The sequence below is a fragment of the Devosia sp. J20-27 genome, assembly GCF_055808595.1.
On the sequence record NZ_CM147875.1, the window covers coordinates 1,823,738 to 1,848,353 of the forward strand.

Annotated in this window: 20 protein-coding genes; 12 read left to right on the top strand and 8 right to left on the bottom strand. The window is 64.1% G+C overall.

Translation table 11 applies throughout. The annotated features are described in order from the left end of the window. Positions 1-14: 14 nt before the first annotated feature. From AC0L4C_RS08935 to AC0L4C_RS08970, 8 genes are all read left to right on the top strand, one after another. On the top strand, positions 15-1,985 hold the full coding sequence (locus tag AC0L4C_RS08935; RefSeq protein ID WP_473403280.1) for a 3-hydroxyacyl-CoA dehydrogenase NAD-binding domain-containing protein: 1,971 nt from the start codon (positions 15-17) through the stop codon (positions 1,983-1,985). A 3-nt stretch (positions 1,986-1,988) separates the two neighbouring features. Continuing rightward, complete coding sequence (locus tag AC0L4C_RS08940; RefSeq protein ID WP_473403281.1) at positions 1,989-3,272, top strand: acetyl-CoA C-acetyltransferase; 1,284 nt, start codon at positions 1,989-1,991, stop codon at positions 3,270-3,272. Positions 3,273-3,274: 2 nt separating this feature from the next. Beyond that, positions 3,275-3,445, top strand: a complete 171-nt coding sequence (locus AC0L4C_RS08945) for a hypothetical protein (RefSeq protein ID WP_473403282.1) — start codon at positions 3,275-3,277, stop codon at positions 3,443-3,445. Between the two features lie 198 nt (positions 3,446-3,643). Continuing rightward, on the top strand, positions 3,644-5,260 hold the full coding sequence (locus AC0L4C_RS08950; RefSeq protein WP_473403283.1) for a peptide ABC transporter substrate-binding protein: 1,617 nt from the start codon (positions 3,644-3,646) through the stop codon (positions 5,258-5,260). Positions 5,261-5,353: 93 nt separating this feature from the next. Then, on the top strand, positions 5,354-6,277 hold the full coding sequence (locus AC0L4C_RS08955; protein ID WP_473403284.1) for an ABC transporter permease subunit: 924 nt from the start codon (positions 5,354-5,356) through the stop codon (positions 6,275-6,277). Continuing rightward, positions 6,277-7,188 carry an ABC transporter permease gene (locus tag AC0L4C_RS08960; protein WP_473403285.1) on the top strand — a complete coding sequence of 304 codons (912 nt, stop codon included), beginning with the start codon at positions 6,277-6,279 and terminating at the stop codon, positions 7,186-7,188. The genes AC0L4C_RS08955 and AC0L4C_RS08960 overlap by 1 nt, the downstream gene beginning before the upstream one ends. Continuing rightward, entirely contained in the window at positions 7,189-8,172 is a 984-nt protein-coding gene (locus AC0L4C_RS08965; protein WP_473403286.1) for an ABC transporter ATP-binding protein, read from the top strand. It begins immediately after the preceding gene. Further along, the gene (locus AC0L4C_RS08970; protein ID WP_473403287.1) at positions 8,172-9,173 is read left to right on the top strand and encodes an ABC transporter ATP-binding protein; all 1,002 of its coding nucleotides are present in this window, start codon (positions 8,172-8,174) and stop codon (positions 9,171-9,173) included. The genes AC0L4C_RS08965 and AC0L4C_RS08970 overlap by 1 nt, the downstream gene beginning before the upstream one ends. On the opposite strand, the gene AC0L4C_RS08975 is transcribed toward AC0L4C_RS08970, so the two are convergent. Further along, positions 9,170-9,676 carry a response regulator gene (locus AC0L4C_RS08975; protein WP_473403288.1) on the bottom strand — a complete coding sequence of 169 codons (507 nt, stop codon included), beginning with the start codon at positions 9,674-9,676 and terminating at the stop codon, positions 9,170-9,172. The two genes, AC0L4C_RS08970 and AC0L4C_RS08975, sit on opposite strands and share 4 nt — an antisense overlap. A gap of 175 nt (positions 9,677-9,851) precedes the next feature. Here AC0L4C_RS08975 and ykgO point away from each other — a divergent pair, with 175 nt between their 5' ends. Together ykgO and AC0L4C_RS08985 are read left to right on the top strand one after the other, a co-directional pair. Further along, positions 9,852-9,977 carry a type B 50S ribosomal protein L36 gene (gene ykgO / locus AC0L4C_RS08980; RefSeq protein ID WP_473403289.1) on the top strand — a complete coding sequence of 42 codons (126 nt, stop codon included), beginning with the start codon at positions 9,852-9,854 and terminating at the stop codon, positions 9,975-9,977. Positions 9,978-10,141: 164 nt separating this feature from the next. Next, positions 10,142-10,549 (top strand): SRPBCC family protein, encoded by a 408-nt coding sequence (locus tag AC0L4C_RS08985; RefSeq protein WP_473403290.1) that lies wholly within the window; start codon positions 10,142-10,144, stop codon positions 10,547-10,549. Between the two features lie 4 nt (positions 10,550-10,553). Here AC0L4C_RS08985 and AC0L4C_RS08990 read toward each other — a convergent pair whose 3' ends face one another. From AC0L4C_RS08990 to AC0L4C_RS09000, 3 genes are all read right to left on the bottom strand, one after another. Further along, positions 10,554-11,951 (bottom strand): M20/M25/M40 family metallo-hydrolase, encoded by a 1,398-nt coding sequence (locus tag AC0L4C_RS08990; RefSeq protein ID WP_473403291.1) that lies wholly within the window; start codon positions 11,949-11,951, stop codon positions 10,554-10,556. A gap of 843 nt (positions 11,952-12,794) precedes the next feature. Further along, a complete protein-coding gene (gene pyk / locus AC0L4C_RS08995) occupies positions 12,795-14,231 on the bottom strand; it encodes a pyruvate kinase (protein WP_473403293.1) in 1,437 nt (478 codons plus the stop codon). Between the two features lie 29 nt (positions 14,232-14,260). Next, positions 14,261-14,905, bottom strand: a complete 645-nt coding sequence (locus AC0L4C_RS09000) for a DUF1036 domain-containing protein (protein ID WP_473403294.1) — start codon at positions 14,903-14,905, stop codon at positions 14,261-14,263. Between the two features lie 297 nt (positions 14,906-15,202). On the opposite strand from AC0L4C_RS09000, the gene AC0L4C_RS09005 reads away from it, so the two are divergent. Then, a complete protein-coding gene (locus AC0L4C_RS09005) occupies positions 15,203-15,412 on the top strand; it encodes a DUF2312 domain-containing protein (protein ID WP_473403486.1) in 210 nt (69 codons plus the stop codon). 59 nt (positions 15,413-15,471) lie between these two features. Here AC0L4C_RS09005 and dxs read toward each other — a convergent pair whose 3' ends face one another. From dxs to AC0L4C_RS09025, 4 genes are all read right to left on the bottom strand, one after another. Continuing rightward, complete coding sequence (gene dxs, locus AC0L4C_RS09010) at positions 15,472-17,403, bottom strand: 1-deoxy-D-xylulose-5-phosphate synthase (RefSeq protein ID WP_473403295.1); 1,932 nt, start codon at positions 17,401-17,403, stop codon at positions 15,472-15,474. A gap of 72 nt (positions 17,404-17,475) precedes the next feature. Further along, positions 17,476-18,999: a peptidoglycan L,D-endopeptidase MepK gene (locus AC0L4C_RS09015; protein WP_473403296.1), complete on the bottom strand. Its 1,524-nt coding sequence runs from the start codon at positions 18,997-18,999 to the stop codon at positions 17,476-17,478. A 290-nt stretch (positions 19,000-19,289) separates the two neighbouring features. Beyond that, on the bottom strand, positions 19,290-20,909 hold the full coding sequence (locus AC0L4C_RS09020; RefSeq protein WP_473403297.1) for a L,D-transpeptidase family protein: 1,620 nt from the start codon (positions 20,907-20,909) through the stop codon (positions 19,290-19,292). Between the two features lie 218 nt (positions 20,910-21,127). After that, positions 21,128-22,612 carry a sigma-54-dependent transcriptional regulator gene (locus AC0L4C_RS09025; RefSeq protein ID WP_473403298.1) on the bottom strand — a complete coding sequence of 495 codons (1,485 nt, stop codon included), beginning with the start codon at positions 22,610-22,612 and terminating at the stop codon, positions 21,128-21,130. Positions 22,613-22,793: 181 nt separating this feature from the next. Here AC0L4C_RS09025 and AC0L4C_RS09030 point away from each other — a divergent pair, with 181 nt between their 5' ends. Next, on the top strand, positions 22,794-24,608 hold the full coding sequence (locus AC0L4C_RS09030; RefSeq protein ID WP_473403299.1) for a M3 family oligoendopeptidase: 1,815 nt from the start codon (positions 22,794-22,796) through the stop codon (positions 24,606-24,608). Positions 24,609-24,616: the final 8 nt, after the last annotated feature.

The following is a 24,616-nucleotide window of genomic DNA, read 5'->3' on the forward strand; positions in this document are numbered from 1 at the left end:
GAGGAGCCTGTCACTTGGCCCAACCGCAACTGCCGCCGACGAAGAACTGGCGTTTCGAAATCGATTTCGAAGGCATTGGCTGGCTGACGATCGACACGCCGAAAGCGCCGGTCAACACGCTCAGCCGGGAGGCGATTGCGGAACTGGAATCGCTCGTGATCCGCTTCGAGGACCTCGCAGCGGAAGGGGTTCTGCTCGGCGTCGTGCTGATGTCGGGCAAGGACAGCGGCTTCATCGCCGGCGCCGATGTGTCCGAGTTCGACGAGATGTCGGACCTGTCGGTCCTACCGCCGGCGCTCAAGCGGACACACGCGCTGTTCGACCGCATCGAAGGTGCGAAATTTCCGATCGTGGCCTGCATTCATGGCTTCTGTCTGGGTGGCGGTCTTGAGCTGGCGCTGGCCTGCCACTACCGCGTGGCGGTGAATGCCGACACGACGCGCATCGGCTTCCCCGAGGTCAATCTCGGGATTTTCCCGGGCTTTGGCGGCACCGGTCGCTCGATCCGGCAGGCAGGACCGGTGGATGCCATGCAGGCCATGCTGACGGGGCGCATGCTCAAACCCGGCGCGGCGCGTGGCATGGGACTGGTGGACAAGCTGGTCCGCCATCGTGACAACCTGCGCTGGGAAGGCCGCAAGGCCGTACTGCAGAAGCGCAAGTCGAAACACGCCTCGGTGTTCAAGCGGGTCATGGCCATGGGGCCGCTGCGCGACTACGTGGCCAACAAGATGCGCAAGGAAGTCGCCAAGAAGGCGCGGCGTGACCACTATCCGGCGCCTTACGCGCTGATCGAGCTGTTCGAGAAGCACGGCGACAATCCCAAGGCGATGAGCGCGGGCGAGATCGACGCATTCGTGCCGCTGCTGTCGTCGGAGACGGCGACCAACCTGCGACGGGTGTTCTTCCTCTCCGAAGGACTCAAGAAGCAGGGGCTGCGCGGCAACGAGAAACCGGTGTTCCGGCGCGTGCACGTTATCGGCGCCGGTGTCATGGGGGGCGATATCGCCGCCTGGTGCGCGCTCCGCGGCATGGGTGTGACGCTGCAGGATCTCGACATGCAGCGGATCAAGCCGGCGCTCGACCGGGCCAAGTCGCTGTTCAAGAAGCGGCTGAAGAAGCCGGTCGACGTGCAATCGGCAGTGGCGCGGCTGGAAGCCGATCCGGAGGGCAAGGGCCTGGCGCGCGCCGATGTGGTGATCGAGGCGGTGGTCGAGAACCTCGAGATCAAGCGCAAGATCTTCCTCGATGCCGAGAAGAAGGCGCCACGGAACGCGATCATTGCCAGCAATACGTCCTCGATCGAACTCGAGCGCATTGCCGAGGGGCTGGTCAATCCAAGCCGGCTGATCGGGCTGCACTTCTTCAATCCGGTGGCGCAGTTGCCGCTGGTGGAAGTGATCCGCTCGAAGTTCAACACCGATCTCGACATTGCCCGGGGCGCCAGCTTTGCCTTGGCGATCGGCAAATCCCCGGTGGTGGTGAAGTCGGCGCCCGGTTTCCTCGTCAACCGGGTGCTGATGCCGTACATGCTGGGCGCCGTGCAACTGGTCGAGGCGGGCCAGAGCAAAGAGCAGATCGACGCTGCGGCGGTGGCCTTCGGCATGCCGATGGGGCCGATCGAGCTGATGGATACGGTTGGTCTCGACGTCGGGCGGAGCGTGGCGCTGGAGCTGGGGCATGAGGTGCCCGAGAACTCGCGGTTTGCCCGGCTGGTGAACGAGAAGAAACTCGGCCGCAAGACCGGTGAAGGCTTCTACAAGTGGGAGAACGGCAAGGCCATCAAGGGCGAGGTGCCCGAGCACAAGGACCTTGCCGGCTTTGGCCGCGAACTGGTCAAGCCGCTGGTCGACGCCACGGTGATTGCCGTCAACGAAGGCGTTGTGGCCAACGAGGACCTTGCCGATATCGGGGTCATCTACGGGACCGGATTCGCACCCTTCCTTGGTGGCCCGATGCATGCACGCAAGAACGGAAGGGCCTGAGCCATGGCCGAGATGAGAAAAGTCGCCATTGTCGGCAGCGCCCGCATTCCGTTCACCCGCGGACACACCGGCTATGCCAATGAAACGAACCTTTCGATGATGGGTGCGGCGCTGGCCGGGCTCGCCGACAGGTACAATCTCAAGGGCGAAAAGATCGACGAGGTCATGGGCGGCTCGGTGATCGCGCACAGCCGGGACTTCAACCTGGCGCGCGAGGCGGCGCTGGACGCCGGCTACTCGCCGCGTACGCCGGGGACAAATGTGCAGATCGCTTGCGGCACCAGCCTGCAGGCGGCGCTCCTGCTGGGCGCCAAGATTGCCACCGGCGAGATCGACAGCGGCATTGCAGCCGGCTCGGACACGGTGAGCGACAGTCCGGTGGTCTTTGGCAACAAGTTCCAGCACCGGATGATCGACCTCAGCCGGGCGCGGACCGCCGGCGAGAAGCTCAAGGTGTTCAAGGGTTTCAATTTCGGCGAACTGACGCCGGTGGCGCCATCGACGCAGGAGCCGCGCACCGGTCTGTCGATGGGGCAGCATTGCGAATTGATGGCCCGGGAATGGGGCATCAGCCGCGAGGAGCAGGATGCGCTGGCGCTCAGGAGCCACAAGAACGCGGCACAGGCCTACGACGACGGCTATCACGACGACCTCGTCGTGCCGTTCGCCGGCGTGCTCAAGGACAACAACGTCCGTGCTGACACCAGCCTCGAAAAAATGGCGACGATGAAGCCGGCTTTCGACAGGTCGTCGGGGCATGGCACGTTGACGGCAGCCAATTCGACCCCGCTGACGGATGGCGCCTCGTCAGTGCTGCTGGCCAGCGAAGAGTGGGCCAAGGCGCGCGGCCTGCCGGTGCTCGCCTACCTGACGCTGGGGCAGGTGGCGGCCAACGATTTCGCGGCCGGCGAAGGCTTGCTGATGGCGCCGACCATTGCCGTCTCAGAGATGTTGCGCCGCTCGAACCTGACGTTTGACGATATCGATCTCTTCGAGATCCACGAGGCCTTTGCGGCGCAGGTGCTGGCGACACTCAAGGCCTGGCGTGACCCGGACTACAACCGGAAGGTGCTCGACCGCGAAACGCCACTGGGCGAGATCGATGCCGCGAGGATCAACATCAAGGGCTCCAGCCTTGCCTACGGCCACCCGTTCGCTGCCACCGGCGCGCGCATCCTAGGCATGACGGCCAAGCTGCTCAATACCGAGCAGAAGCAGCGCGCTCTGATTTCAGTGTGTACCGCTGGCGGCATGGGCGTTGCAGCGCTGGTCGAGAGGGCCGCCTAGCCATGGCCGACAACGTCATCAAGTTTCGGAAGATCGAGAAAAAGCCGGAAAAGAAGCCCGACCCCAAGCCCAAGACAGGGCCGCGCTGGCCGGCCTGGCTGCCGTGGACCGTCATCGTGGCGGCAGCGATCGCCTTCACGCTGCTGCAGCAATCGGGCCTCGTTGGCGGCTAGGCACGCACCGTACCAGACTGTGGAAATGCGTCAGATTCGTTGACGCAAGCGTCAAGCTTTTCCTTGTCAATCGAGACGTCCGCGTTCTAGATTTCAGTACGGGGCCTGCAGACCATTGTTCTGCAGGCCCTTAAATAATGAGATCCGGATCAAGGAGTCCGGACATGTCAGGTACGTCAATCTAGGAGATAGGACACAATGAAAATTACAAACGTCCTTCGAGCTGTCGCGCTCGCAGGCACCATGAGCCTTGCCGGTTTCAGTGGTGCACAAGCCGTCACGCTCAATCTCGGGAACGGCAGTGAGCCGGGCTCGCTCGATCCGCACAAGGCATCGGGCGATTGGGAGAATCGCATTGTCGGAGAGCTGTTTGAAGGCCTGATGGCCGAGGACGAGCATGCCGACGCCATTCCGGGCCAGGCCGAGTCCTGGACGATCTCGGACGACGGCACTGTCTATACCTTCAAGCTGCGTGCCGACGCCAAGTGGTCGGACGGCGAGCCGGTTACGGCGCAGAACTTCGTTGACGCCTTCCAGCGTCTGTTCGACCCCAAGACGGCTTCCGAATACGCCTATCTTCAGTATCCGATCAAGAATTCGTCCAAGATCGGCGCCGGCGAGATCACCGATTTCAGCGAGCTCGGTGTCAAGGCGATCGACGACAAGACCCTCGAGATCACTCTCGAGGCTTCGACCCCGTTCTTCCTGCAGGCGCTGACGCATTACACCGCCTTTCCGATCCGCAAGGACCTGATCGAGAAGTACGGCGACCAGTGGACGCAGCCGGAGAATTTCGTCGGCAACGGCCCCTACAAGCTGGTCGAGTGGATCCCGGGTTCGTACCTGCGCGGCGTCAAGTCGGAGACGTTCTACGGCGCCGACATGCTCAAGATCGATGAGGTCAAGTGGGACAACACCGAGGATCTGACGGCCGCTCTCAGCCGCTATCGCGCCGGCGAGCTCGATATCCTCACCGACTTCCCGGCAGACCAGTATCAGTTCCTGCAGGACAACTACCCGGGCGAAGCCCATGTGGCACCGTTCCTGGGCATCTACTACTACGTGCTCAACCAGTCCAAGCCGCCGCTCGACGACATGAACATCCGCAAGGCCCTGTCGATCTCGGTCTATCGCGACGTGATCGGTCCGGACGTGCTCGGCACCGGCGAACTGCCGGCCTATGGCTGGGTGCCGCCCGGTACCGCCAACTTCGAAGGCGGCGAGACCTATGCCCCCGCATGGTCGATGGAAGACTACGGCGCGCGCGTCGAGGAAGCCAAGAAGCTGATGGAAGACGCCGGCTACTCGCCGGAAAACCCGCTCAAGCTGCAGCTCCGCTACAACACCAACGACAACCACCAGCGTATCGCCGTGGCGATCTCGGACATGTGGAAGCAGATCGGCGTCGAGGTTGAGCTCTTCAACTCCGAAACCGCTGTGCACTACGACGCCCTGCGTGCCGGCGATTTTCAGGTAGGTCGCGCCGGCTGGCTGCTCGACTATTCCGATCCGAGCAACAGCCTCGACCTGCTGCGGTCGGGCGTGATGCAGGACGGGACGATGAACTGGGGCAACAACTACGGTCGCTACTCCAATCCGGCGTTTGACGACCTGATGAACCAGGCGTCGACCGAACTCGACCTGACCAAGCGTGGCGAACTGCTGCACCAGGCCGAGGCGCTGGCGATGGACGAGTTCGCCGCCATCCCGATCTACTGGTATGTGTCCAAGAACGTCGTGTCGCCCAAGATCTCGGGCTTTGTCGACAATGCCAAGGACATCAACCGCGTCCGCTGGATGAGCAAGTCGGAATAACCGACCCCATGCGGGGCAGTGGACCAGTCCGCTGCCCCGTTGCCAGCGCTCCGCCAGGCGGGGCTGCCGCAACCTGCGGAAAGGTTTCTACAGATGTTCGGATATGCGCTCAGGCGCGTCCTGACGGCTATCCCGATCGTATTGATCACGATCACGGTGTGCTTCTTCATTCTGCGGCTGGCGCCGGGCGGGCCGTTTGACGGCGAGCGCGCTTTGCCGCCCAATGTGCTCAAGAATCTGCGGGCGCACTACAATCTCGACCAGCCGATCTACACGCAGTTCTTCATGTATCTGGGCGGCGTGTTCCGCGGCGATTTCGGTCCGTCGATGGTCATGGAAGATTTTTCCGTCAGCCGGCTGATCAGCATCGGGCTGCCGTTCACGCTGATGCTGGGCTTTACCGCCTTTTTCTTCGGCACGCTGGGCGGCATGATCGCCGGCGCCGTGGCGGCGGTGAACCAGAACCGCTGGCCGGACTATCTGCTGGTTGCCATCGTGCTGATCGGCATCATCATTCCAAATTTCCTGATGGCCAATATCGTGCAACTGGTGTTCGGCGTCTATCTGCGCTGGCTGCCGGTGGGCGGCTACACGCCGGGATCGATGATCCATCTGGTGCTGCCGGTGCTGATCCTGGCGCTGCCGCATGGCGGACGCGTGGCGCGGCTGGTGCGCGGTTCAATGATCGAGGTGCTGGGGACGAACTACATCCGCACGGCACGATCCAAGGGGCTTGGCACTCGCCTGATCCTGGCGCGGCATGCGCTGAAGCCGGCCCTGATCCCGGTTGTGTCCTATCTCGGGCCAGGGCTCTCCTACCTGCTGACCGGTTCGCTGGTGGTCGAGCAGGTGTTCGCGCTGCCCGGCATCGGCAAGTATTTCATCACCGCGGCGCTCAACCGCGACTACGGTCTCGTCCTGGGGACGACCATACTCTACGTCTTCATCATTCTGGCGCTCAACCTGATCGTGGACGTCCTCTACGCCTGGCTCGATCCCAAGGTGAGGTTCCGCTGATGGCCGGCATTACGGGCAAGGACGCGGTCCTCAGCAATTATGCCGAAGCGCTGCAGGCCCCCAAGGGGAGGTCGCTGACGCAGGATGCGCTGCGCCGCCTCACGGCCAACAAGGCTGCGCTGGCGTCGATCTTCATTCTCGTGGCGCTGATCCTCGTGGCCTATATCGGCCCGTATTTCCTGCCGTGGGAATACGACAAGATCGACTGGAGCAGCATCAGGAAGCCCCCCGATTTCGAGAAGGGCCACTATCTGGGCACCGACCAGAACGGGCGCGACATGCTGGCGCGGACGCTGCAGGGCACGCAGATGTCGCTGCTGGTGGCGTTTGTTGCCACGCTGGTGTCGGTGATCATCGGGGTGGTCTATGGCGCGGTGGCCGGCTTTTTCGGCGGCCGGCTGGATGCCATCATGATGCGCTTTGTCGATATCATGTACGCGCTGCCCTACATCCTCTTCGTCATCATCCTCGTGGTGATCTTCGGACGTTCGCCGGTGCTGCTGTTCGTGGGCATCGGTGCCCTCGAATGGCTGACCATGGCGCGGATCGTGCGGGGCCAGACGCTGAGCATCAAGACACGCGAGTTCATCGAGGCAGCACGGGCCGGCGGGGCAGGACCGTTCACCATCATCTTCCGGCACATCGTGCCCAATCTCACGGGCCCGGTGGTGATCTACGCCACGCTGACGATCCCGGAGATCATCATCACCGAAAGCTTCCTGAGCTATCTGGGGCTGGGCGTGCAGGAGCCGCAGACCTCGCTGGGGACACTGATCTCGTTCGGGGCACCGGTGGCCGAGGCGCTGCCTTGGATGCTGATTTCTCCGGCAGTTGTGCTGGTCACCATGCTGCTCTGCTTCTCATATCTGGGCGACGGTCTGCGCGACGCCCTCGATCCCAAGGATCGCTGAATGGACAAGGTACTTTCTGTCGAAGATCTGAGAGTCACGTTCGATCTGCACCAGTCCGAAGTGCAGGCCGTATCGGAGCTCAACTTCACACTCGACCGCGGGGAGACGCTTGCCGTGGTCGGCGAGAGCGGCTCCGGTAAGAGCCAGGCGTTTCTGGGTCTGATGGGTCTGCTGGCGCGAAACGGCCGGGCCACCGGCCGGGCTATGCTGGGGGACGTCAATCTGATCGGCATGACGCCGGATGCGCTCGATGAGTATCGCGGCCGCGATATCGCGATGATCTTTCAGGATCCGATGACTTCGCTCAACCCGAGCCTGAAGGTGAAATCACAGCTGGCCGAAGTGCTGGTCCGGCACCAGAAGATGGACAAGGGCGCCGCCCAGAAGGCCGTCATCGACATGCTCGAACGGGTCGGCATGCCTGAGCCGGTCAAGCGTGCCAATGCCTATCCGCACGAGCTGTCCGGCGGCATGCGGCAGCGGGTGATGATCGCCATGGCGTTGCTGTGCCGTCCAAAGATCCTGATTGCAGACGAGCCGACGACGGCGCTGGACGTGACGGTGCAGGCGCAGATGCTGGACCTCTTCAAGTCGCTGACCCATGATTTCGGCACGGCACTGGTGATGATCACGCACGATCTGGGCGTGGTTGCCGGCCTCGCCGACCGCATGATGGTCATGTATGGCGGCCGCGCGGTCGAGAGGGGAACGACCGACCAGCTGTTCTATGACCCGCGTCATCCCTACACGCTGGGACTGCTGCATTCGACGCCGCATGTGGCCAAGCGGGCGCAGCGGCTCGATCCGATCCAGGGGCTGCCGCCGAGCCTCGAGCACCTGCCCATTGGGTGTTCGTTTCATCCACGCTGCGCCTTCCGGTTCGACAAGTGCTTCGAGCATCGGCCGCCACTTGAAAGCATCGAAGGGGATCGCGCCAAGGCATGCTGGCTCGAAGGCCCGTTGCAGCGAAAAGAGGTGGCGTGATGGATGCTCGACCAGACATCCTGCGTGTCGAAAACCTGGGCAAGACCTTCTCGGTATCGGGCGGGCTGTTCACGAGGCCGCTGACGCTGACCGCGCTGGAGGATATCTCGTTCTCGATCCGGCAGGGCGAGACGCTGGGCATCGTGGGCGAGAGCGGCTGCGGGAAGTCGACGCTGGGGCGGTGCATCCTGCAGTTGCTGCCACCGAACTCCGGTCAGGTCCTGTGGATGGGCGAGAACATTGCCAGCCTGCCAGCCGACGAGATGCGCAAGCGCCGACGTGACCTGCAGATCATCTTCCAGGACCCGCTGGCGTCGCTGAACCCGCGCATGACGGTAGGCGAGATCATTGCCGATCCGCTGCGCACGCTGATGCCCGAACTCGACGCCAAGGCGCGCCGGGCCAAGGTGATCAAGACGATGGAGGCGGTCGGCCTGCTGCCGGAGATGATCAACCGTTACCCGCATGAGTTTTCGGGCGGGCAGGCGCAGCGCATCGGCATCGCGCGGGCGCTGATCACCGATCCCAAGCTGATCGTCTGCGACGAGCCGGTTTCGGCGCTGGACGTGTCGATCCAGGCGCAGATCCTCAATCTGCTGGCCGACCTGAAGGAGCAGTTCGGGCTGACGCTGATCTTCATTTCGCACAACCTCTCGGTGGTGCGGCATGTGTCGGACCGGATCCTGGTGCTCTATCTGGGGCGGATGGTGGAACTGGCGGAAGGGGATGATCTCTACGATGATCCCAAGCATCCCTATACGCGGGCGCTGCTCACGGCGGTGCCGATCCCCGATCCGATCCGGGCGCGGCAGCGCACCATTGACTGGCTGGAGGGCGAAATTCCGTCGCCGATCAATCCGCCGTCGGGCTGCACCTTCAGGACGCGGTGCCGATTTGCAATCGAGATCTGTGCCCAAAAGCGGCCGCCACTGGAGAGCACCGGCAAGGGGCTGGTGGCCTGTCACCGCTGGAAGGAACTGGACCTCGAGGCGGGCGCCTAGGGCTTCTGGCGGCGATCGCCTTCGACCTTGAGGGCGCGGCGGCGGCGGTCGGGGCCGGTATAGACCTGGGCTTCGACGAAAGGCCGCGGGTTCGCGAGCGCCTGGGTCAGCCGCAGATTGATGACATTGGCGCTCAGCGGCTTCTTGAGGAACTCGGTAACGCCGGCGTCGCGCGCCGCCAGAATGCGCTCATTGGAGGCCTCGGAGAACGTCATCAGAATCGGAATTGTGCGGTTGGCTGCCTCGTTGTCGGCACGCAGTTGCCGGACCATCTCGAGCGTGTTGTCGGGGCCAAGCTTGTCGTCGAGCAGCAGCAGCCCGATGCGCTCGCTGCCCAGGAGCTTGCGCAGGGCGACGGTGTCGTTGACTTCGGCGACCAGCTTGAAGCCGAGGCTGCGCAGCATGCCGGCCGAGAGCGGCGCCATGAAATGGTCGTCGGCGACGGCAACTTTCATTTTCGACAGGATGGTCATGGACATGGGGCGATTATCGCTGTGGAGCATGAATTGTTCATGAATCCGGCGACGGATTCCGCTGCCTGAGGGGAATGACGACATTGGCAGCAGTTAACGCGCAGTAGGGACGCTGCAAGCGTTGACAGGCCGGGTGTTTCCCCCTATTTACGGCGCAATTCCAAGGGCGCGCAGCGCCCCTTTTGTTTCGTGCCGAGGTTTGACGATGAAGATCCGCAATTCTCTGAAGGCTTTGATGGGCCGCCATCGCGCCAACAAGCTGGTCCGCCGTCGCGGCCGCGTGTATATCATCAACAAGGTCGACAAGCGCTTCAAAGCCCGCCAGGGCTGATTGCGCGCCGGTTTCGGCCGGCCGCCTTTTGAAAAGCCCGCTCCGAGCGGGCTTTTTGTTGTCCGCGATTCCGCATGGCGGTCCCGCTATGTCGAAAGTTGCTCTTGCTCTGGCCGGTTTGGGGGCATTGAGTGCCGGCATGCTATTCAGAGGATATTCAAGACGTGCTGCGCAGCGAAACCCTGATTGTGCAAATCGACTGTCCATTTGCCGATACTTATGAATTCCTGGCCGATCCGTTGAACCTGCCGACCTGGCTGGTAGGGCTTGGCGGCCGTATCCAGCACCTGGACGGCAATCGCTGGGTGGCCGACGCCGCTCCCGGGCGCAAGATTTTCGAGTTCGCGCCGCGCAATGCCTTCGGCGTCATCGACTTTTCGGTGAGTGTCGAAGACAGGTCGGCACGTGCGACACCGGTCCGGCTGATCCGCAACGGCGACGGCGTCGAACTTATGCTGACCATGTTCCAGGTGGACGGCGTGACGGACGACGCGTTCCAATCCGAACTGGAATGGATCCGCGCCGATCTCGCCACGCTCAAGGCCCTGCTCGAGTCGCGCCAGCGGCGCTAGCCGGTCAGGCTTTTGTCGCCGCGAAGGCCGCCAGAATACGGGCCCAGGAGCGGATACCCTTGTGGAACGAGGAGAGGTTGTACTTCTCGTTGGGCGAGTGGATGCGGTCGTCGACCGCGGCAAAGCCGATCAGCAGGGTGTCGAGGCCGAGGATGCGCTTGAAGTCGCCGGCCACCGGAATGGAACCGCCCGAGCCGGTGATGGCCGTTTCCGTCCCCCACTCCTCGGCGAGGGCCGTTGCGGCCTGGCGCAGAAAGAGGCCATCGGTCGGCACCGAGACGGCCGGGCTGCCGCCATGCGCCCTGAAGGTGACCTTGGCGTCCGGCGGCAGGCGATCGGTGACGTGCTTGCGGAAGGCGGCGCGGACCTTGTCGGGATCCATCTGGCCGACGAGGCGGAAGGAGATCTTGGCGCTGGCCTTGGCCGGAATGACGGTCTTGAAGCCTTCGCCCGTGTAGCCGCCGGTGATGCCATTGATCTCGCAGGTGGGGCGGCTGCGGGTCTGCTCGAGGACGCTGCGGCCCTGCTCGCCGGCGGCCGTGGTGAGGCCAGCGCCGGCGAGGAAGGCGGCTTCGTCATAAGGCAGGCGCTGCCACTGCGCGGCGATGTCGGCCGGGAGCTCCTCGACGCCCTCGTAGAAGCCGTCGATGGCGACCGAGCCATCGGCGTTGCGCAGCGTGGCGATGATATCGGCCAGCACCTGGATGGGGTTGCGCGCGGCATTGCCGAACATGCCCGAGTGCAGGTCATGGCTGGCGCAGGTGATCTCGATCTCTTCGGCCACCATGCCGCGCAGCATCGAGGTGATGTTGGGGGTGTTCGCGTCCCACAGATCGGTGTCGCAGACCAGTGCCACGTCGGCGGCCAGTTCCTCGGCGTTCTCGCGCATGAAGGGCGGCAGGCTCTTGCCACCCGACTCTTCCTCGCCTTCGAGGAAGACCGAGACCTGCACGGGCAGGCTGCCCGTCACGGCGCGCCAGGCGCGGCAGGCTTCGATGAAGGTCAGCAACTGGCCCTTGTCGTCCGAGGTGCCACGACCCACGATGTGGGTCTCGCCGTCCGGCTGCTTCCTGAGATCGATCTCGAACGGGTCGCTGTCCCAGAGTTCGAGCGGATCGACGGGCTGTACGTCGTAGTGGCCGTAAAACAGCACATGCGGACCCGAGCCGGTGCGATCATGACCGACCACCATGGGGTGGCCGGGGGTGGGACGCGTCGCGGCCTCGAAGCCCTCATTGCGCAGGTCGGCGGCCAGCCATTCGGCAGCGCGCCTGCATTCCTCGGCATAGGCGGGGTCGGTGGAGATCGACTTGATCCGCACAAGTTCCTTGAGCCGCTCGAGGCTACCTCCCAGGTTGGCGTCGATATTGGCGAGGACGGCATCGAGGGAGGGGTGGGACATGCGTGGGCTCCAGAGTTTCGTGACTAGGGGCGTACGCCGGGATGTATCGCAAGGCAAGTGACGTGGCTTTGCCCCGGCCGGCGTGCCCGCCTCCGGTTGGTGTGTGGTGGATCGGGCCCCGAGGCGCTTGCCGTCTCTGGGTATGATAATAACGAGACGGTAGCCGCCTCGGGGAACCGGGTTTTGTGGCATTGTCCCGCGCTTCGGGAGACTGGAGCCCGACTTGCCGCCCCTTTTCAACTCCGTGCACTTGGCCCAGGGGCGTGAGACGACTCCCTTCCCCCTCCCGGCAGTCCCCTCCGCAAGCGTTCGTCGCGCTTCCCGTCCGTCGCGGGGAGATGGGGGAAGATTACGCCGAGCGGAGAGGGCGGGGACAAGTTTTACGATGCGGCTGGATCATCCCGCGGCGTCAGTGGCTTGCAGCTGTCGTCCGCGCGAGTGACATCGGCGGGATGAATGACCCATCGTGGCTCTCGCCCCCCCACCCCGACCCTCCCCGCGAGGGAGAGGCTGACGGAGAGGCTGGTGGGTAATGGAGGCGCTGGCGGTTACTGGATCCCGGCCTGCGCCGGGATGAACGACGGGGGGGTGGCAAGCGAGGGGCCACCAACAGCAGAGAGACCTCATCCTGAGCCTGTCGAAGGACGAGGTCGGGCGGCACCGCAAGGTCGGGCGCCGGTGCAGCCCCTCGTGGTTCGACAGGCTCACCATGAGGGGTGCGAGAGCAGTGGGGCAGAGATCCGTGGCGCGTAGCTGGTCGAGAAAACGGGCCGGTCGAGAATGCAGCCCTTCCAAAGAAAAGGGCCCGTGAGGGCCCTTTGAGAAAAGCGATGAAGGGCAGGCTCAGGAGGAGCCGGCGCCGTCCTGGCGGACGAAGGCGATGCGGAGCATGTTGGTGGCCCCGGGGGTGCCCAGCGGAATGCCGGCGGTGATAGCGATGCGGTCGCCGGGGCGGGCAAGGCCCTCCTGGTAGGCGATGACGCAGGCGCGATCGACCATGTCCTCGAGATTGACGGCGTCCTCGGTCTCCACACAATGCACGCCCCAGACGATGGAGAGGCGACGGACGGTGCGGTGGTTGGGGGAGAGGGCGAGGATCGGCTTGCTCGGCCGTTCGCGGGCGGCGCGCACGGCGGTCGATCCGGACGAGGTGTAGGTGACGATAGCCGAGAGGTCGAGGGTCTCGGCGACCTGGCGGGTGGCGGCCGAGATGGCGTCAGCGGCGGTGGCCTCGGGCTCGGTGGCCTGGGCCCGGATGATGCCGCGATAGTTGATGTCGCTTTCGACCGAGACGGCGACCTTGTTCATCATCGAGACGGCCTCGATCGGGTACTGGCCCGAGGCGCTTTCGGCCGAGAGCATGACGGCATCGGCGCCTTCGAACACGGCGATCGAAACGTCCGAGACCTCGGCGCGCGTCGGCACCGGCGAGGTGATCATCGACTCGAGCATCTGGGTGGCGACGACCACCGGCTTGCCGAAGCGGCGGGCGATACGGATCATGCGCTTTTGCAGGCCCGGGACCTGCTCGAGCGGCATTTCGACACCCAGGTCGCCACGCGCGATCATGAAGGCGTCGCAGAGCTTGATGATCTCTTCGAGCCGCTCGACAGCCTGCGGCTTTTCGATCTTGGCCATGACGCCGGCGCGACCCTGGACGATCTTGCGCACGTCGATGATGTCTTCGGGGCGCTGCACGAAGCTGAGCGCGATCCAGTCGGCGTCGTTTTCCAGCGCCTTGAGCAGGTCGGCGTGATCCTTCTCGGTCAACGCGCCCATCGGCAACAGGGTGTCGGGGAGCGAGACGCCCTTCTTGTCCGAGAGCTTGCCGCCATAGATGACGGTGGTTTCGATAGCGCCGCCGCCAACCTTGGTGGCGCGCAGCTGCAGCTTGCCATCGTCGAGCAGCAGCCGGTCACCGACCGAGACGGATTCGATGATTTCGGGATGCGGCAGGCAGACCCGGTCGACGGTGCCGGGCGCGGCATTGCCGTCGAGGGTGAAGGTGCCGCCCTGCTTGAGCTGGATCGAGCCGCCGTCAAAAGTGCCGACGCGCAGCTTGGGGCCCTGCAGATCGACGAGAATGCCGATGGGGTGGCTGAGGCGTTTTTCCACGGAGCGGATGCGAGTGACGGTCTGCTTGAGCAGATCGTGGCTGGCATGGCTCATGTTGATCCGGAAGACATCGGCGCCGGCGCGCGTCAGTTCCTCAATCGTTTTCTCGTCGCTGGACGCGGGGCCCAGGGTGGCAACGATCTTCACGCGTCGCAAACGTCTCATGGGGTGACTTTACCTTTGCACCAAAGTTGTCATTCAAGGCTTGTACTGTCATCAAGACTTGTACCGTCATCAAGACTTGGCTGATCATCGCCCGTGCCGCCATCCCCTTCCAACGGGATGTCATCGGTGCCGCCGGCCGGCTCGGCACCAAGTACCTCGCCGTCGGTGAGCTGAAGCATCCAGTTGCTACGGTTCTGGGTATCGATCTCAAAAAAGCCCGTTCGTTCGTATCCGCGTGCAAGGCAATCCTCAACACCAAAAATGGTGAAGGTCTCGTCGCGGGTGCACATGTAGTTGGCACCGTCCCACGAACCGCCGCCGATGTCGTCGGCAGCGTAGATGTAGTAGTAGCGCGCGTCGAGCTTGCCCGAGTAGACGGTCTTGCACTCGGCAGGCTGGGCGACCCACCAGCCCTCGGACTGCCAGCCCCGGTCGGCACGGTAGCCCAGGGCGATGGAGACCGGATTGGGCGTCTGGTTGCAGACGCGCAGGCTGCCGTCGCCGGTCTCGGCTTCGGTGTCCGAACTGACGGTGACTGCGGCAGGCTCGGCCGGCGCCACGGCGACGGCGGGCTGTTCGGCAGAAGGGGCAGGGGACTTGGGGATCAGGACCCAGGCGGCGATGCCGAGCATCAAAGCGAGTACGACGCCGCCGATAATCAAGAAAATGCGCAATGGACCAACCCGGAAGAGGCGGAAGGCACGCTCAGCGGCGCGGCCCCTACATGCGGACCACCCCCGGCGCTGTCAACCGCTAAACACCGGATTTGACGGAAATGCGGACAGGCGGAGAGCGGGTGGCGCGGCATTTCGGCAGGGGTGTGGATTGCGTCGGTTTGGGGTTGAACCGGCGCGCGCGACACGGTTGAAGGAGGGCTCAATCGAACAAGGGGTCTTGAAGTGGCCGATACCGTTTCCAGCGACAGCGTCGCGCAGGACCAGCTGCGTGCCTTCATCGAGCGCATCGAGCGCATGGAAGAAGAAAAGAAGGCGATCGCCGACGACATCAAGGAGATCTATGCCGAGGCCAAGGGCAACGGCTTTGACACCAAGGTGCTGCGGAAGATCATCTCCATCCGCAAGCAGGACCATGCCGAGCGCATGGAGCAGGAGGCTCTGCTCGAGCTCTACATGGCCGCCCTCGGCATGGCCGCGGCGCCGCCCGACGAAGACGACGAATAGCTTCCTGTCAGCCGGCCCCTGGGCCGGCTGACCTGTTTCTGGCGGGCTGAGCTGCGGCTCTAGAGCTTGGGGCTGGCCGGGATGCGCCGGGCGTCGACATCGATGCCGAGGGTCCTGAGCGCTGCGGCGACGATGCCGCTGCGGTCGAGGCCGGCGGCGGCATACATGTCGTTGACGCCGGCCTGTTCGGTGAACACATCGGGGATCATCAGCGGCCGGAAGCGGAGCTTGCCATCGAGCAGGCCGTTGCTGGCCAGGAAGGTGGCCACATGGCTGCCGAAGCCGCCAATGCCGCTTTCCTCGACCGTCAGCATGACATCATGGGTCTGGGCCAGTGTGGCAATCAGCTCCTCGTCGAGCGGCTTCATGAAGCGGGCATCGGCGATGGTGGGGGTGAGGCCATAGGCGGCGAGCTTTTCGGCGGCTGCCAGCACTTCGCCCAGCCGGGTGCCATAGGACAGGATGGCAATGGTGGCGCCCTGTCTGAGGATACGACCCTTGCCGATGGGCAGGATGTCGCCGCGGGCCGGCATGTCGACGCCGAGGCCCTCGCCGCGCGGATAGCGGAAGGCGATGGGGCCGGAGTCGTGGGCTGCCGCAGTGGCCACCATGTGCCGCAGTTCGGCTTCGTCAGCCGCGGCCATCAGCACCATGTTGGGGATGGCGCCGAGATAGGCCGAGTCGTAGTTGCCGGCGTGGGTCGGGCCGTCGGCGCCGACATAGCCGGCGCGGTCGATGGCGAAGCGGACCGGCAGGTTCTGCACGGCAACGTCGTGGATCACCTGATCGTAGGCGCGCTGCAGGAAGGTGGAATAGATGGCGCAGAAGGGCTTCATGCCCTCGGTGGCCATGCCGGCGGCGAAGGTGACGGCGTGCTGTTCGGCAATACCGACATCGAAGACGCGGGTGGGAAACAGTTCGGCGAACTTGTCGAGGCCGGTGCCCGAGGGCATGGCAGCGGTGATGGCGACCACGCGGCTGTCGGCCTCGGCTTCCTGGATCAGGCTTTCGGCAAAGACATTGGTGTAGCTGGGCGCATTGGACGGGGCCTTGGCCTGGGCGCCGGTGATGACGTTGAACTTGGACACGCCATGGTACTTGTCGGCCGAGGACTCGGCGGGGGCATAGCCCTTGCCCTTCTTGGTGACGACGTGGATCAGCACCGGACCGGATTCGAAGTCGCGCACGTTCTGCAGCACGTCGACCAGATCGTTGAGATTGTGGCCGTCGATGGGGCCGACATAGAAGAAGCCGAGTTCCTCGAACAGCGTACCGCCGGTGAAGAAGGAGCGGGCGAACTCCTCGGTCTTGCGCGCCGTTTCATGGATGATGCGCGGCATCTTGCCGGTGATGGACTTGGCGGTGTCGCGCAGGCCGCGATAGGCGGGGCCGGAGACCAGCTTGGCCAGATAGGAGCGCAGGGCACCGGTGGGCGGCGCAATCGACATGTCGTTGTCGTTGAGAATGACGATCAGGCGCGCATCGCGGGCGCCGGCATTGTTCATGGCCTCGTAGGCCATGCCGGCCGACATGGCGCCGTCGCCGATGACGGCGATGACGTTGCGGTCCTCGCCCTTGAGTTCGGAGGCGACCGCCATGCCGAGGCCGGCGGAAATCGAGGTCGAGGAGTGGCCGGCACCGAAGGGATCGAAATCGCTCTCGGCGCGCCGGGTGAAGCCGGACAGGCCGTCGGCCTGGCGCAGGGTACGGATGCGGTCACGGCGGCCGGTGAGCACCTTGTGCGGGTAAGCCTGGTGGCCGACGTCCCAGATCAGGCGATCATCGGGGGTATCGAAGACGGCGTGCAGCGCGACGGTCAGTTCAATGACGCCCAGGCCGGCACCGAGATGGCCGCCGGTGACCGAGACGGCGTCGATGACCTCGGCGCGCAATTCGTCGGCAAGCACATGCAGCTCGTCGCGGCTGAGGGCCTTGAGGTCGGCGGGTGACGCGACCTGATCGAGATGCGGGGTCTGTGGCTTGTCGGACAATGCGCTACGCCTTGCGGCTTTTATAGTTCTCCCTGACTTAGAGAGTACGGTCCGGCAATGCAATGAAAAGACTTAGCGGGAGGCGACCAGCAGCGGGGCGTTGGTCACAAATTGATCGTAATCAAGTTCCTGCCCGACGTCGGGGAGGAAGGCCATGCGACCGGCCAGCGGACCCAGTTCGGCGGCTTTGTCGAGATAGCCTTCGGCCTCGTAGAATTCGGCAAAGTGTCCGCCCGACATGAGGACCGGCGTGGTCAGCGTCTCGTTGACGTGGTCCATCTCGGGGGCAACGAACTCGGTATGGCGCGTCTGGATCGAGCCGATCGGCTGGCGGCTGAGCGCGGCCTGGCGCACAGCGGCCGCGGCACTGACCGGCACGGCGCCGCTGACAGCGTTGAACGTGGAGTCGAACATGCCCTTAAAGGCGTTGCCGCCCAGCGAACCGGTGCGCAGACCGGCGTCGATGCCGGAGGCGAGAGCGTCAGTGATGGGCGTATCGGAGCTTTCGATCAGCATCTGCAGCGCCGTATTGCCGGGAGCATAGGCGGTGACCAAGGTCGGCCCGTCCTTGGGCGACATCAGGACGCGCGGTTGGGGCACGGAATTGTCGATGGCCGCCAGGGCGCCACTGCTGCTGCCGCCGGAGGGGAGCAGGCGGGACGGGCGCGGTGCCGGGACCGGCGCGACGGCATCCGGAGCGAGGCTCGCAACCTGCATCGACGGACGATGCAGCGGCTGCGGGGCAATGGCGAAGGTCGATACCGAGCGCTGGGTCGGTTCTTCGAGCGCCGCAAGCATGATGCCGGCGCTGTCGCCGCCGTAGAGGCGGCCGGGACGGGAGAGCGGAACCGGGGCGGAGCTGTCGTCCTGTGCCACCATGATATCGGGTGTGGCGGAGAAACCGGGTGTGATGACGCCGCCGCGGCAGGGGACGGTATGGCACTTGCTCCACTCGGCCTGCGCATAGGCGCGGCCCGACGAGGACAGCGGCGTGCCGTCGGTGGGCAGGTGCAACGTCTTGCCGTCTGGGAAGACCTTCTTGAGCTGGGCACGGGTCATGCGCGGCCAGGCGCGGACCGAGCCGGTATCGGCGTGAACGAAGGGGCTGCCGGAGGTGGGGTAGTAGCCGATGCCGCCGACCTGGTGGCGCATGACGGCTTCCCGCAGGGTGGCGAGCTTGATGCCGGGGATGAAAAAGTCGATCGCCTTGCCTTTGACGTGCTGCGAGTTCTCGGCAACGCCGGAGGACTTGGCGCGCAGCATGGAGTTGGTCTTGGGCGAGCGATAGGAGGAAACGATGTTGATCGGCTGGCTGGCGCCGACTTCCTGGTAGACGGTCCAGAGCAGATCAAAGAGCGCCGGATCCATCTTGGTGGGCTCTTTGGTCCGCCAGTCGGCGAGGAAGACGTTGAGCTGCTGGAGGGCCTTGGCGTCGTACTTGCCGTTGCGGCGGAAGGTGAACTTGCCGGTTTCGCCGGTATGGGTGTGGCGCATGTAGATCGTGCGGTCGCCGCCCGAAGCGGCGGCCACCGGGAGGACCGTCGTGGGCAGGACTGCAGTCAGCGCGACGACCACGGCCAGGAGCAGCCGCAACACACGCTGAAGATGCGATAGTGAATTCCCCGGCACGCCCCGACCCTTGCAACACTTCAAAGAAGGACATTGTAGCGAGCAGACCATTACAGTCGATTAACGCCAGCCCGTCCTGCGGTGTCCGTTGCCAGTCACCCCTCAGAGTCTGCTTTTAGGCAATAATCGCGGCTGAACCAAGGCCATTTTCTTAAGCAGCCGTAAACGCTTGCCGTTGTGCACCAGTCAGATGCGACAAAGCCCGGCGCAAGCAGCACGCCGGGCTTTGCCAGATATTGCGGGAATCTGGTTCGAATCTACTGGTTGAGCAGTTCGATCAGCTTCTTGTTGGCGCCATAGACGTCGCCGTAGGAGCGGATGGTGCCATCCTCGTCAACGCGCAGGGTGAAGTAGGTCAGGTGCACGGGAATGTGGTGCTCGACATTCACCCACGCTTCGCGACTGCCGATCATGCCCTCGAGCGAGGCCTGGCTGATCTTGGTCTCGTTCTTGGTCAGCGCGCCGGCAAATTCCATCGGGTTCTCGACCCGGACGCAGCCATGGCTGTAGGCGCGGAAAGACCGGGAGAACAGGGACTTGGACGGCGTGTCGTGCAGATAGACGTCATGCTGGTTGGGGAAGAGGAACTTGACCTGACCCAGCGCATTGCCGCCGCCGGGACGCTGGCGGATGTGGAAGTTGTTGATGTTGGTCGAGGTCCAGTCGATGGCGGAGGCATTGATGACCTTGCCGCCCGACAGCATTTCCATGTTCTGGCCCGAGAGATAGCCCGGGTTGGCGAGGAGGTGCGGCTTGATCTCGTTGGCCGCAATCGAGGCCGGAACGTTCCAGTAGGGATTGACGACGATGTGCTCGATCTCGTCGGAAAAGACCGGCGTCTGGTGGGCGGCGGTGCCGATCACGACGCGCGTCGAGTAGGTTTCCTCGCCGTGCTCGATGATCCGGGCGCGGAACTCGGGAAGGTTGACGAAGACGTGGAAGTCGCCGAAATCGTCGGGTTCCCAGCGCCAGCGCTCCATATTGGCGATGATGTCGTCCTTGGTGGTGGCCGTGCCACCGTTGAGGGCTGCGACGGTCGCCGGCCCGACGACGCCGTCGGCGTTGAGGCCAAGGCTCGTCTGGAAGGTCTTGAGCGCTTCGACGAGGGCATCGTCGAAGGAAAGGTCGGGCGCAGCCTCGGCGCCGGCGGTTTCCGGCACGTCGGGCTCGGCAACCCCGAGACGCTGGCGCAGCAGCGGCACGCGTTCGTCGGTCATGCCGGGCTTGAGCAGCTTGCCATCCGGGATGGAGACCTGATCGATCTCTTCCGAGCCGAACTTGGCCAGAGCCAGCTTGAGACGCTGGAATTCAGGGTGCCTGGGCGCGAGGTCGAGCAGCACCTGGTCGGGCGTATCGCTTTCTGCCAGCTGCATGAGCAGCTCGGCCTCGTTGATGCGCTTGGGTGTGACGGTCCAGGTCCTGTTGACCGCCGTCGGTGCGATGCGGCCGCCATAGGCGTCCTGCGCATAGCGCACCGTGGCAGCCGAGAACGCGGTCTCGAGCGCGGCCAGCTTGCCCGGATCGGTGCCGGCGGCAGCCAGATCGAGTTCGGGCGTCAGATAGTCGCTCGGGCGGAAGCCTTCGACTTCGGCATTGCGGAACACCGCCATGATCTTCTCGGCGGCGGGCGCAAAGCTCACCTTGCCGGAGCCGTCCTGGTGCAGCCACAGCGGCTCGAAATGGCGGGCGCCATAGAAGAAATAGAGTTTTTGCGCCTGGGCGTAAGCGCGGGTGTCCCGGGCAGCGTCCTGATAGGCGGCCGACAGGCCGGTCTTGATGATGCGGGCAAGCTCGGTTTGCGGCGGAGCAATGATGATGCGCGTGGCGTCGATGCCGGCGACCCGGACGACTTCCTGGGCCAGAACACTTCCGGACATACCGAACAGCACTATTCCGGCAAGCAATGACGCCTTTAACCTACGCATTCTGACTCCGTGCCCCTGCGGGCTCATTGTAGCAGGAAGAGCGCAACCGGGGGGAGGACTCGTCGCGCAGCAAGACCCAATATGAGTTTGACTTATCCCACATCTGTTAACACTGACAATTCCACACGATTTTGTGAGGCTGGTCTGTGACCCTGCTGCAACGGAAGTGTCTAGGCCGCCTCGCTCTCCATACCTTCGTCCAGTCCGTACTCGCGGAGCTTGCGATAGAGCGTCGAGCGCCCGATCCCCAGGGCACGGGCGACGCGCGACATGCGGCCACCATAGTGCTTGAGGGCAAAGGCGATGAGTTCACGCTCCAGATCAGAGAGCGGGGTCACTTCGCCCTTGGCATCGAGAAACCGATCCGGAACCGTCTCGGTTTTTTCCAGTTCACGAAGCCGGGTGGTAACCTGGTCTACATGAACGGGTCCTGAAGGGGCGGGCAGGCTCTGCGTCAGCTTGACAGCGTCGGCGCGTCCGGCGAGCTGGGCGACGATCTGCGGGAAGTCAACGGATTCGAGGTAGGCCCCGTCGCAGAGGACGACGGCGCGGTAGACGGCATTCTCGAGCTGCCGGATGTTGCCGGGCCAGCTGTAGGTCTTGAGCATGTCGAGCGCCGCGGGAGAGATGCCGACGACGCGACGGCCGGCTTCCGCCGACAGCCGGGCGATGAAATGGCTGACCAGCAGCGGAATGTCCTCGGCACGGTCGCGCAGGGGCGGCACGTAGATCGGAAAGACGTTGAGCCGGTAATAGAGATCCTCGCGGAAGGCACCGGACTTGGCGAGGTTGAGCAGCCGCTGGTTGGTGGCCGAAATGACCCGCACATTGACCTTGTCGATCTTGCCCGAGCCGACCGGCTCGATCTCGCCTTCCTGGATGACGCGCAGCAGCTTGACCTGGGTGTCGAGCGGCAGCTCGCCGACCTCGTCGAGGAAGATGGTGCCGCCATGGGCCTCGGCAAACTTGCCGGCGTGGTCGGAGACGGCGCCGGTGAAGGCGCCCTTCTTGTGGCCGAAGAGGATCGACTCGACCAGATTGGCCGGGATGGCACCGCAGTTGACGGTGATGAACGGCTTGCCGGCCCGGTCGCCGGTGCCCTGGATGACCCGGGCAATCAGCTCCTTGCCGACGCCGGTCTCGCCCTCGATGAGCACCGGGATGGGCGAGCGCGCGGCCTTGCCGCAAAGGGTGATGACCCGATCCATCAGCGGCGAAGTGGTGACGATGTCGGACACGGCCAGGGTGCCGGAGCGGCGGTTGCGGTCGGTGCGGACGAGGGTCTCGAGCTCGTCGAGCTTGAGGGCGTTGCGCAGCGAGATGATGAGGCGTTCCGGCGCGACGGGCTTGACGAAGAAGTCGGCGGCGCCGTGGCGCATCGCCGTGACCACGGTTTCCATCGAGGAATGCGCGGTCTGGACGATGACGGGCGTGGTGATGTTCTCGCGGGCCATGGTTTCGAGCACGGCCATGCCGTCGATCTCGGGCATGACCAGGTCGAGGACCATGACACCGATGCCGGGGTCGGCACGAAGCAGGTCGAGGGCCTGCCGGCCGCCGGTGGCGGTGAGCGGCTCGAAGCCGGCGCGGTTGGCCACTTCGGCGGTCAGCCGGAGCTGCACGGGATCATCGTCAACAATCAGGACGCGGGTCATTGTTCCCCAGAACATTGTCTTTGCGCGACCGGGCTGCGTTCCCGAATCGTGCTGTGCCGTTTTGACCCAGCATCGTCCGAGGGAGTTAAGAGGCGATTAAGGCTGAGGAATTTGGCGTGCGCTTGATGGGGGAGAGGGGGCTGGGTATGGTCGCGCCGCCAAAACCGAGAGAGAGCTGCCCATGACCACGTCCGAAGCTGCCGCCCAGAAGGGGCATAACCTGTTGGGAACGCTGCCGGTCTGGGACCTGAGCGACCTCTATCCGGGAAATGACTCGGCCGAGCTGAAGGCCGATATCGCGGCGGCGCGGACCGAGGCCAAGGCCTTCGAGGCGGACTACAAGGGCAAGCTCGAAGGGCTGGCGAAGTCCGGCGGATTGGTTAAGGCGATCAAGCGCATAGAGGCGCTCAACGAGATCACCGGCAAGATCGGATCGTATGCCTTCCTGCAGTATGTGCGGAACACGCAGGAGCCCGACAAGGTGAAGTTCCTGGGCGATACCAGCCAGGCGCTGACCGACCTCTCGACCGGGCTGATCTTCTTTTCGCTCGAACTCAACCGCATCGATGAAGGCGTTCTGAACGACGCTATGGCCGCCGATGCGGCGCTGATGCACTACAAGCCGTGGTTCGACGAGCTGCGGAAGGCCAAGCCCTACCAGCTCGAGGAGAAGATCGAGGAACTGTTCCACGAAAAATCGGTGACCGGTGCCTCGGCCTGGAACCGGCTGTTCGACGAGACGATGGCGAGCCTCAAGTTCACCGTGGACGGTGAGGAGCTCGGCCTCGAGAGCACGCTCAACCTGCTGTCCGATCGCGACGAGAAGAAGCGCGAGGCGGCGTTCGGTGGACTGACCAGGACGCTGGCCAGCAATGGCCGGCTCTTTACCCACATCACCAATGTGCTGGCCAAGGATAAGGAAATCTCCGACCGCTGGCACGGCTTCCAGGACATTGCCGACAGCCGGCATCTGGAGAATTCGGTCGAGCGTGAAGTGGTCGATGCGCTGGAGACGGCCGTGCGCGAGGCCTATCCGCGGCTCAGCCACCGCTACTACAAGATGAAGGCCAGGTGGTTCGGCAAGGAGCAGCTCAACGCCTGGGACCGCAATGCGCCGCTGCCGTCGAGCGACGAGCGGCTGTTCGATTGGGAAACCGCCAGGTCGACGGTGATGGAGGCCTATGCGGGCTTTTCGCCCGAGCTCGCCGAAGTGGCCAAGCCGTTCTTCGAGAAGGGCTGGATCGACGCGCCGGTCAAGGACGGCAAGTCACCCGGCGCCTTTGCGCATCCGACGGTGCCGAGCGCGCACCCCTATTTGATGCTCAACTATCTGGGCAAAGCCCGGGACGTGATGACGCTGGCGCATGAACTGGGGCATGGCGTGCATCAGGTGCTGGCCGGTCCGCAGGGGGCGCTGATGGCGCCGACGCCGCTGACCCTGGCCGAGACGGCATCGGTATTCGGCGAGATGCTGACGTTCCGCTCGATGCTGGCCAAGACCACCGACAAGAAGCTGCGCTTTGCCATGCTGTCGAGCAAGGTCGAGGACATGCTCAATACGGTGGTGCGGCAGATTGCGTTCTATACGTTCGAGCGCAAGGTGCACACGGCGCGCAAGGAGGGTGAACTCACCACCGAACAGATCAACGAGATCTGGATGGAAATCAGCCGGGAATCGCTGGGTCCGTCGATCAAGCTCAATGACGGCTACGAGGCCTTCTGGTCCTACATTCCGCACTTCATCCACTCGCCATTCTACGTCTACGCCTATGCGTTCGGGGATTGTCTTGTGAACTCGCTTTACGCACAGTATGAGAAGGCCAGCGAGGGGTTCGCTGAACGCTATTTCGAACTCCTCAAGGCTGGGGGCAGCAAGCATCATTCCGAATTGCTCAAGCCGTTCGGACTGGATGCGCGTGATCCCGACTTCTGGTCGCTGGGCCTCGGCATGATCGAGAGGCTGATCGGCGAGCTGGAAGCCACCCAGCCCAGTTGAGAGCTAGT

Bases quoted from the DNA above. Each gene is read 5' to 3' on its own strand.
- AC0L4C_RS08940 (WP_473403281.1), top strand. From the start codon at position 1,989: ATGGCCGAGATGAGAAAAGTCGCCATTGTCGGCAGCGCCCGCATTCCG.
- AC0L4C_RS08945 (WP_473403282.1), top strand. From the start codon at position 3,275: ATGGCCGACAACGTCATCAAGTTTCGGAAGATCGAGAAAAAGCCGGAA.
- AC0L4C_RS08950 (WP_473403283.1), top strand. From the start codon at position 3,644: ATGAAAATTACAAACGTCCTTCGAGCTGTCGCGCTCGCAGGCACCATG.
- AC0L4C_RS08955 (WP_473403284.1), top strand. From the start codon at position 5,354: ATGTTCGGATATGCGCTCAGGCGCGTCCTGACGGCTATCCCGATCGTA.
- AC0L4C_RS08960 (WP_473403285.1), top strand. From the start codon at position 6,277: ATGGCCGGCATTACGGGCAAGGACGCGGTCCTCAGCAATTATGCCGAA.
- AC0L4C_RS08965 (WP_473403286.1), top strand. From the start codon at position 7,189: ATGGACAAGGTACTTTCTGTCGAAGATCTGAGAGTCACGTTCGATCTG.
- AC0L4C_RS08970 (WP_473403287.1), top strand. From the start codon at position 8,172: ATGGATGCTCGACCAGACATCCTGCGTGTCGAAAACCTGGGCAAGACC.
- AC0L4C_RS08975 (WP_473403288.1), bottom strand. From the start codon at position 9,676: ATGCTCCACAGCGATAATCGCCCCATGTCCATGACCATCCTGTCGAAA.
- ykgO (WP_473403289.1), top strand. From the start codon at position 9,852: ATGAAGATCCGCAATTCTCTGAAGGCTTTGATGGGCCGCCATCGCGCC.
- AC0L4C_RS08990 (WP_473403291.1), bottom strand. From the start codon at position 11,951: ATGTCCCACCCCTCCCTCGATGCCGTCCTCGCCAATATCGACGCCAAC.
- pyk (WP_473403293.1), bottom strand. From the start codon at position 14,231: ATGAGACGTTTGCGACGCGTGAAGATCGTTGCCACCCTGGGCCCCGCG.
- AC0L4C_RS09005 (WP_473403486.1), top strand. From the start codon at position 15,203: ATGGAAGAAGAAAAGAAGGCGATCGCCGACGACATCAAGGAGATCTAT.
- AC0L4C_RS09020 (WP_473403297.1), bottom strand. From the start codon at position 20,909: ATGTCCGGAAGTGTTCTGGCCCAGGAAGTCGTCCGGGTCGCCGGCATC.
- AC0L4C_RS09025 (WP_473403298.1), bottom strand. From the start codon at position 22,612: ATGACCCGCGTCCTGATTGTTGACGATGATCCCGTGCAGCTCCGGCTG.
- AC0L4C_RS09030 (WP_473403299.1), top strand. From the start codon at position 22,794: ATGACCACGTCCGAAGCTGCCGCCCAGAAGGGGCATAACCTGTTGGGA.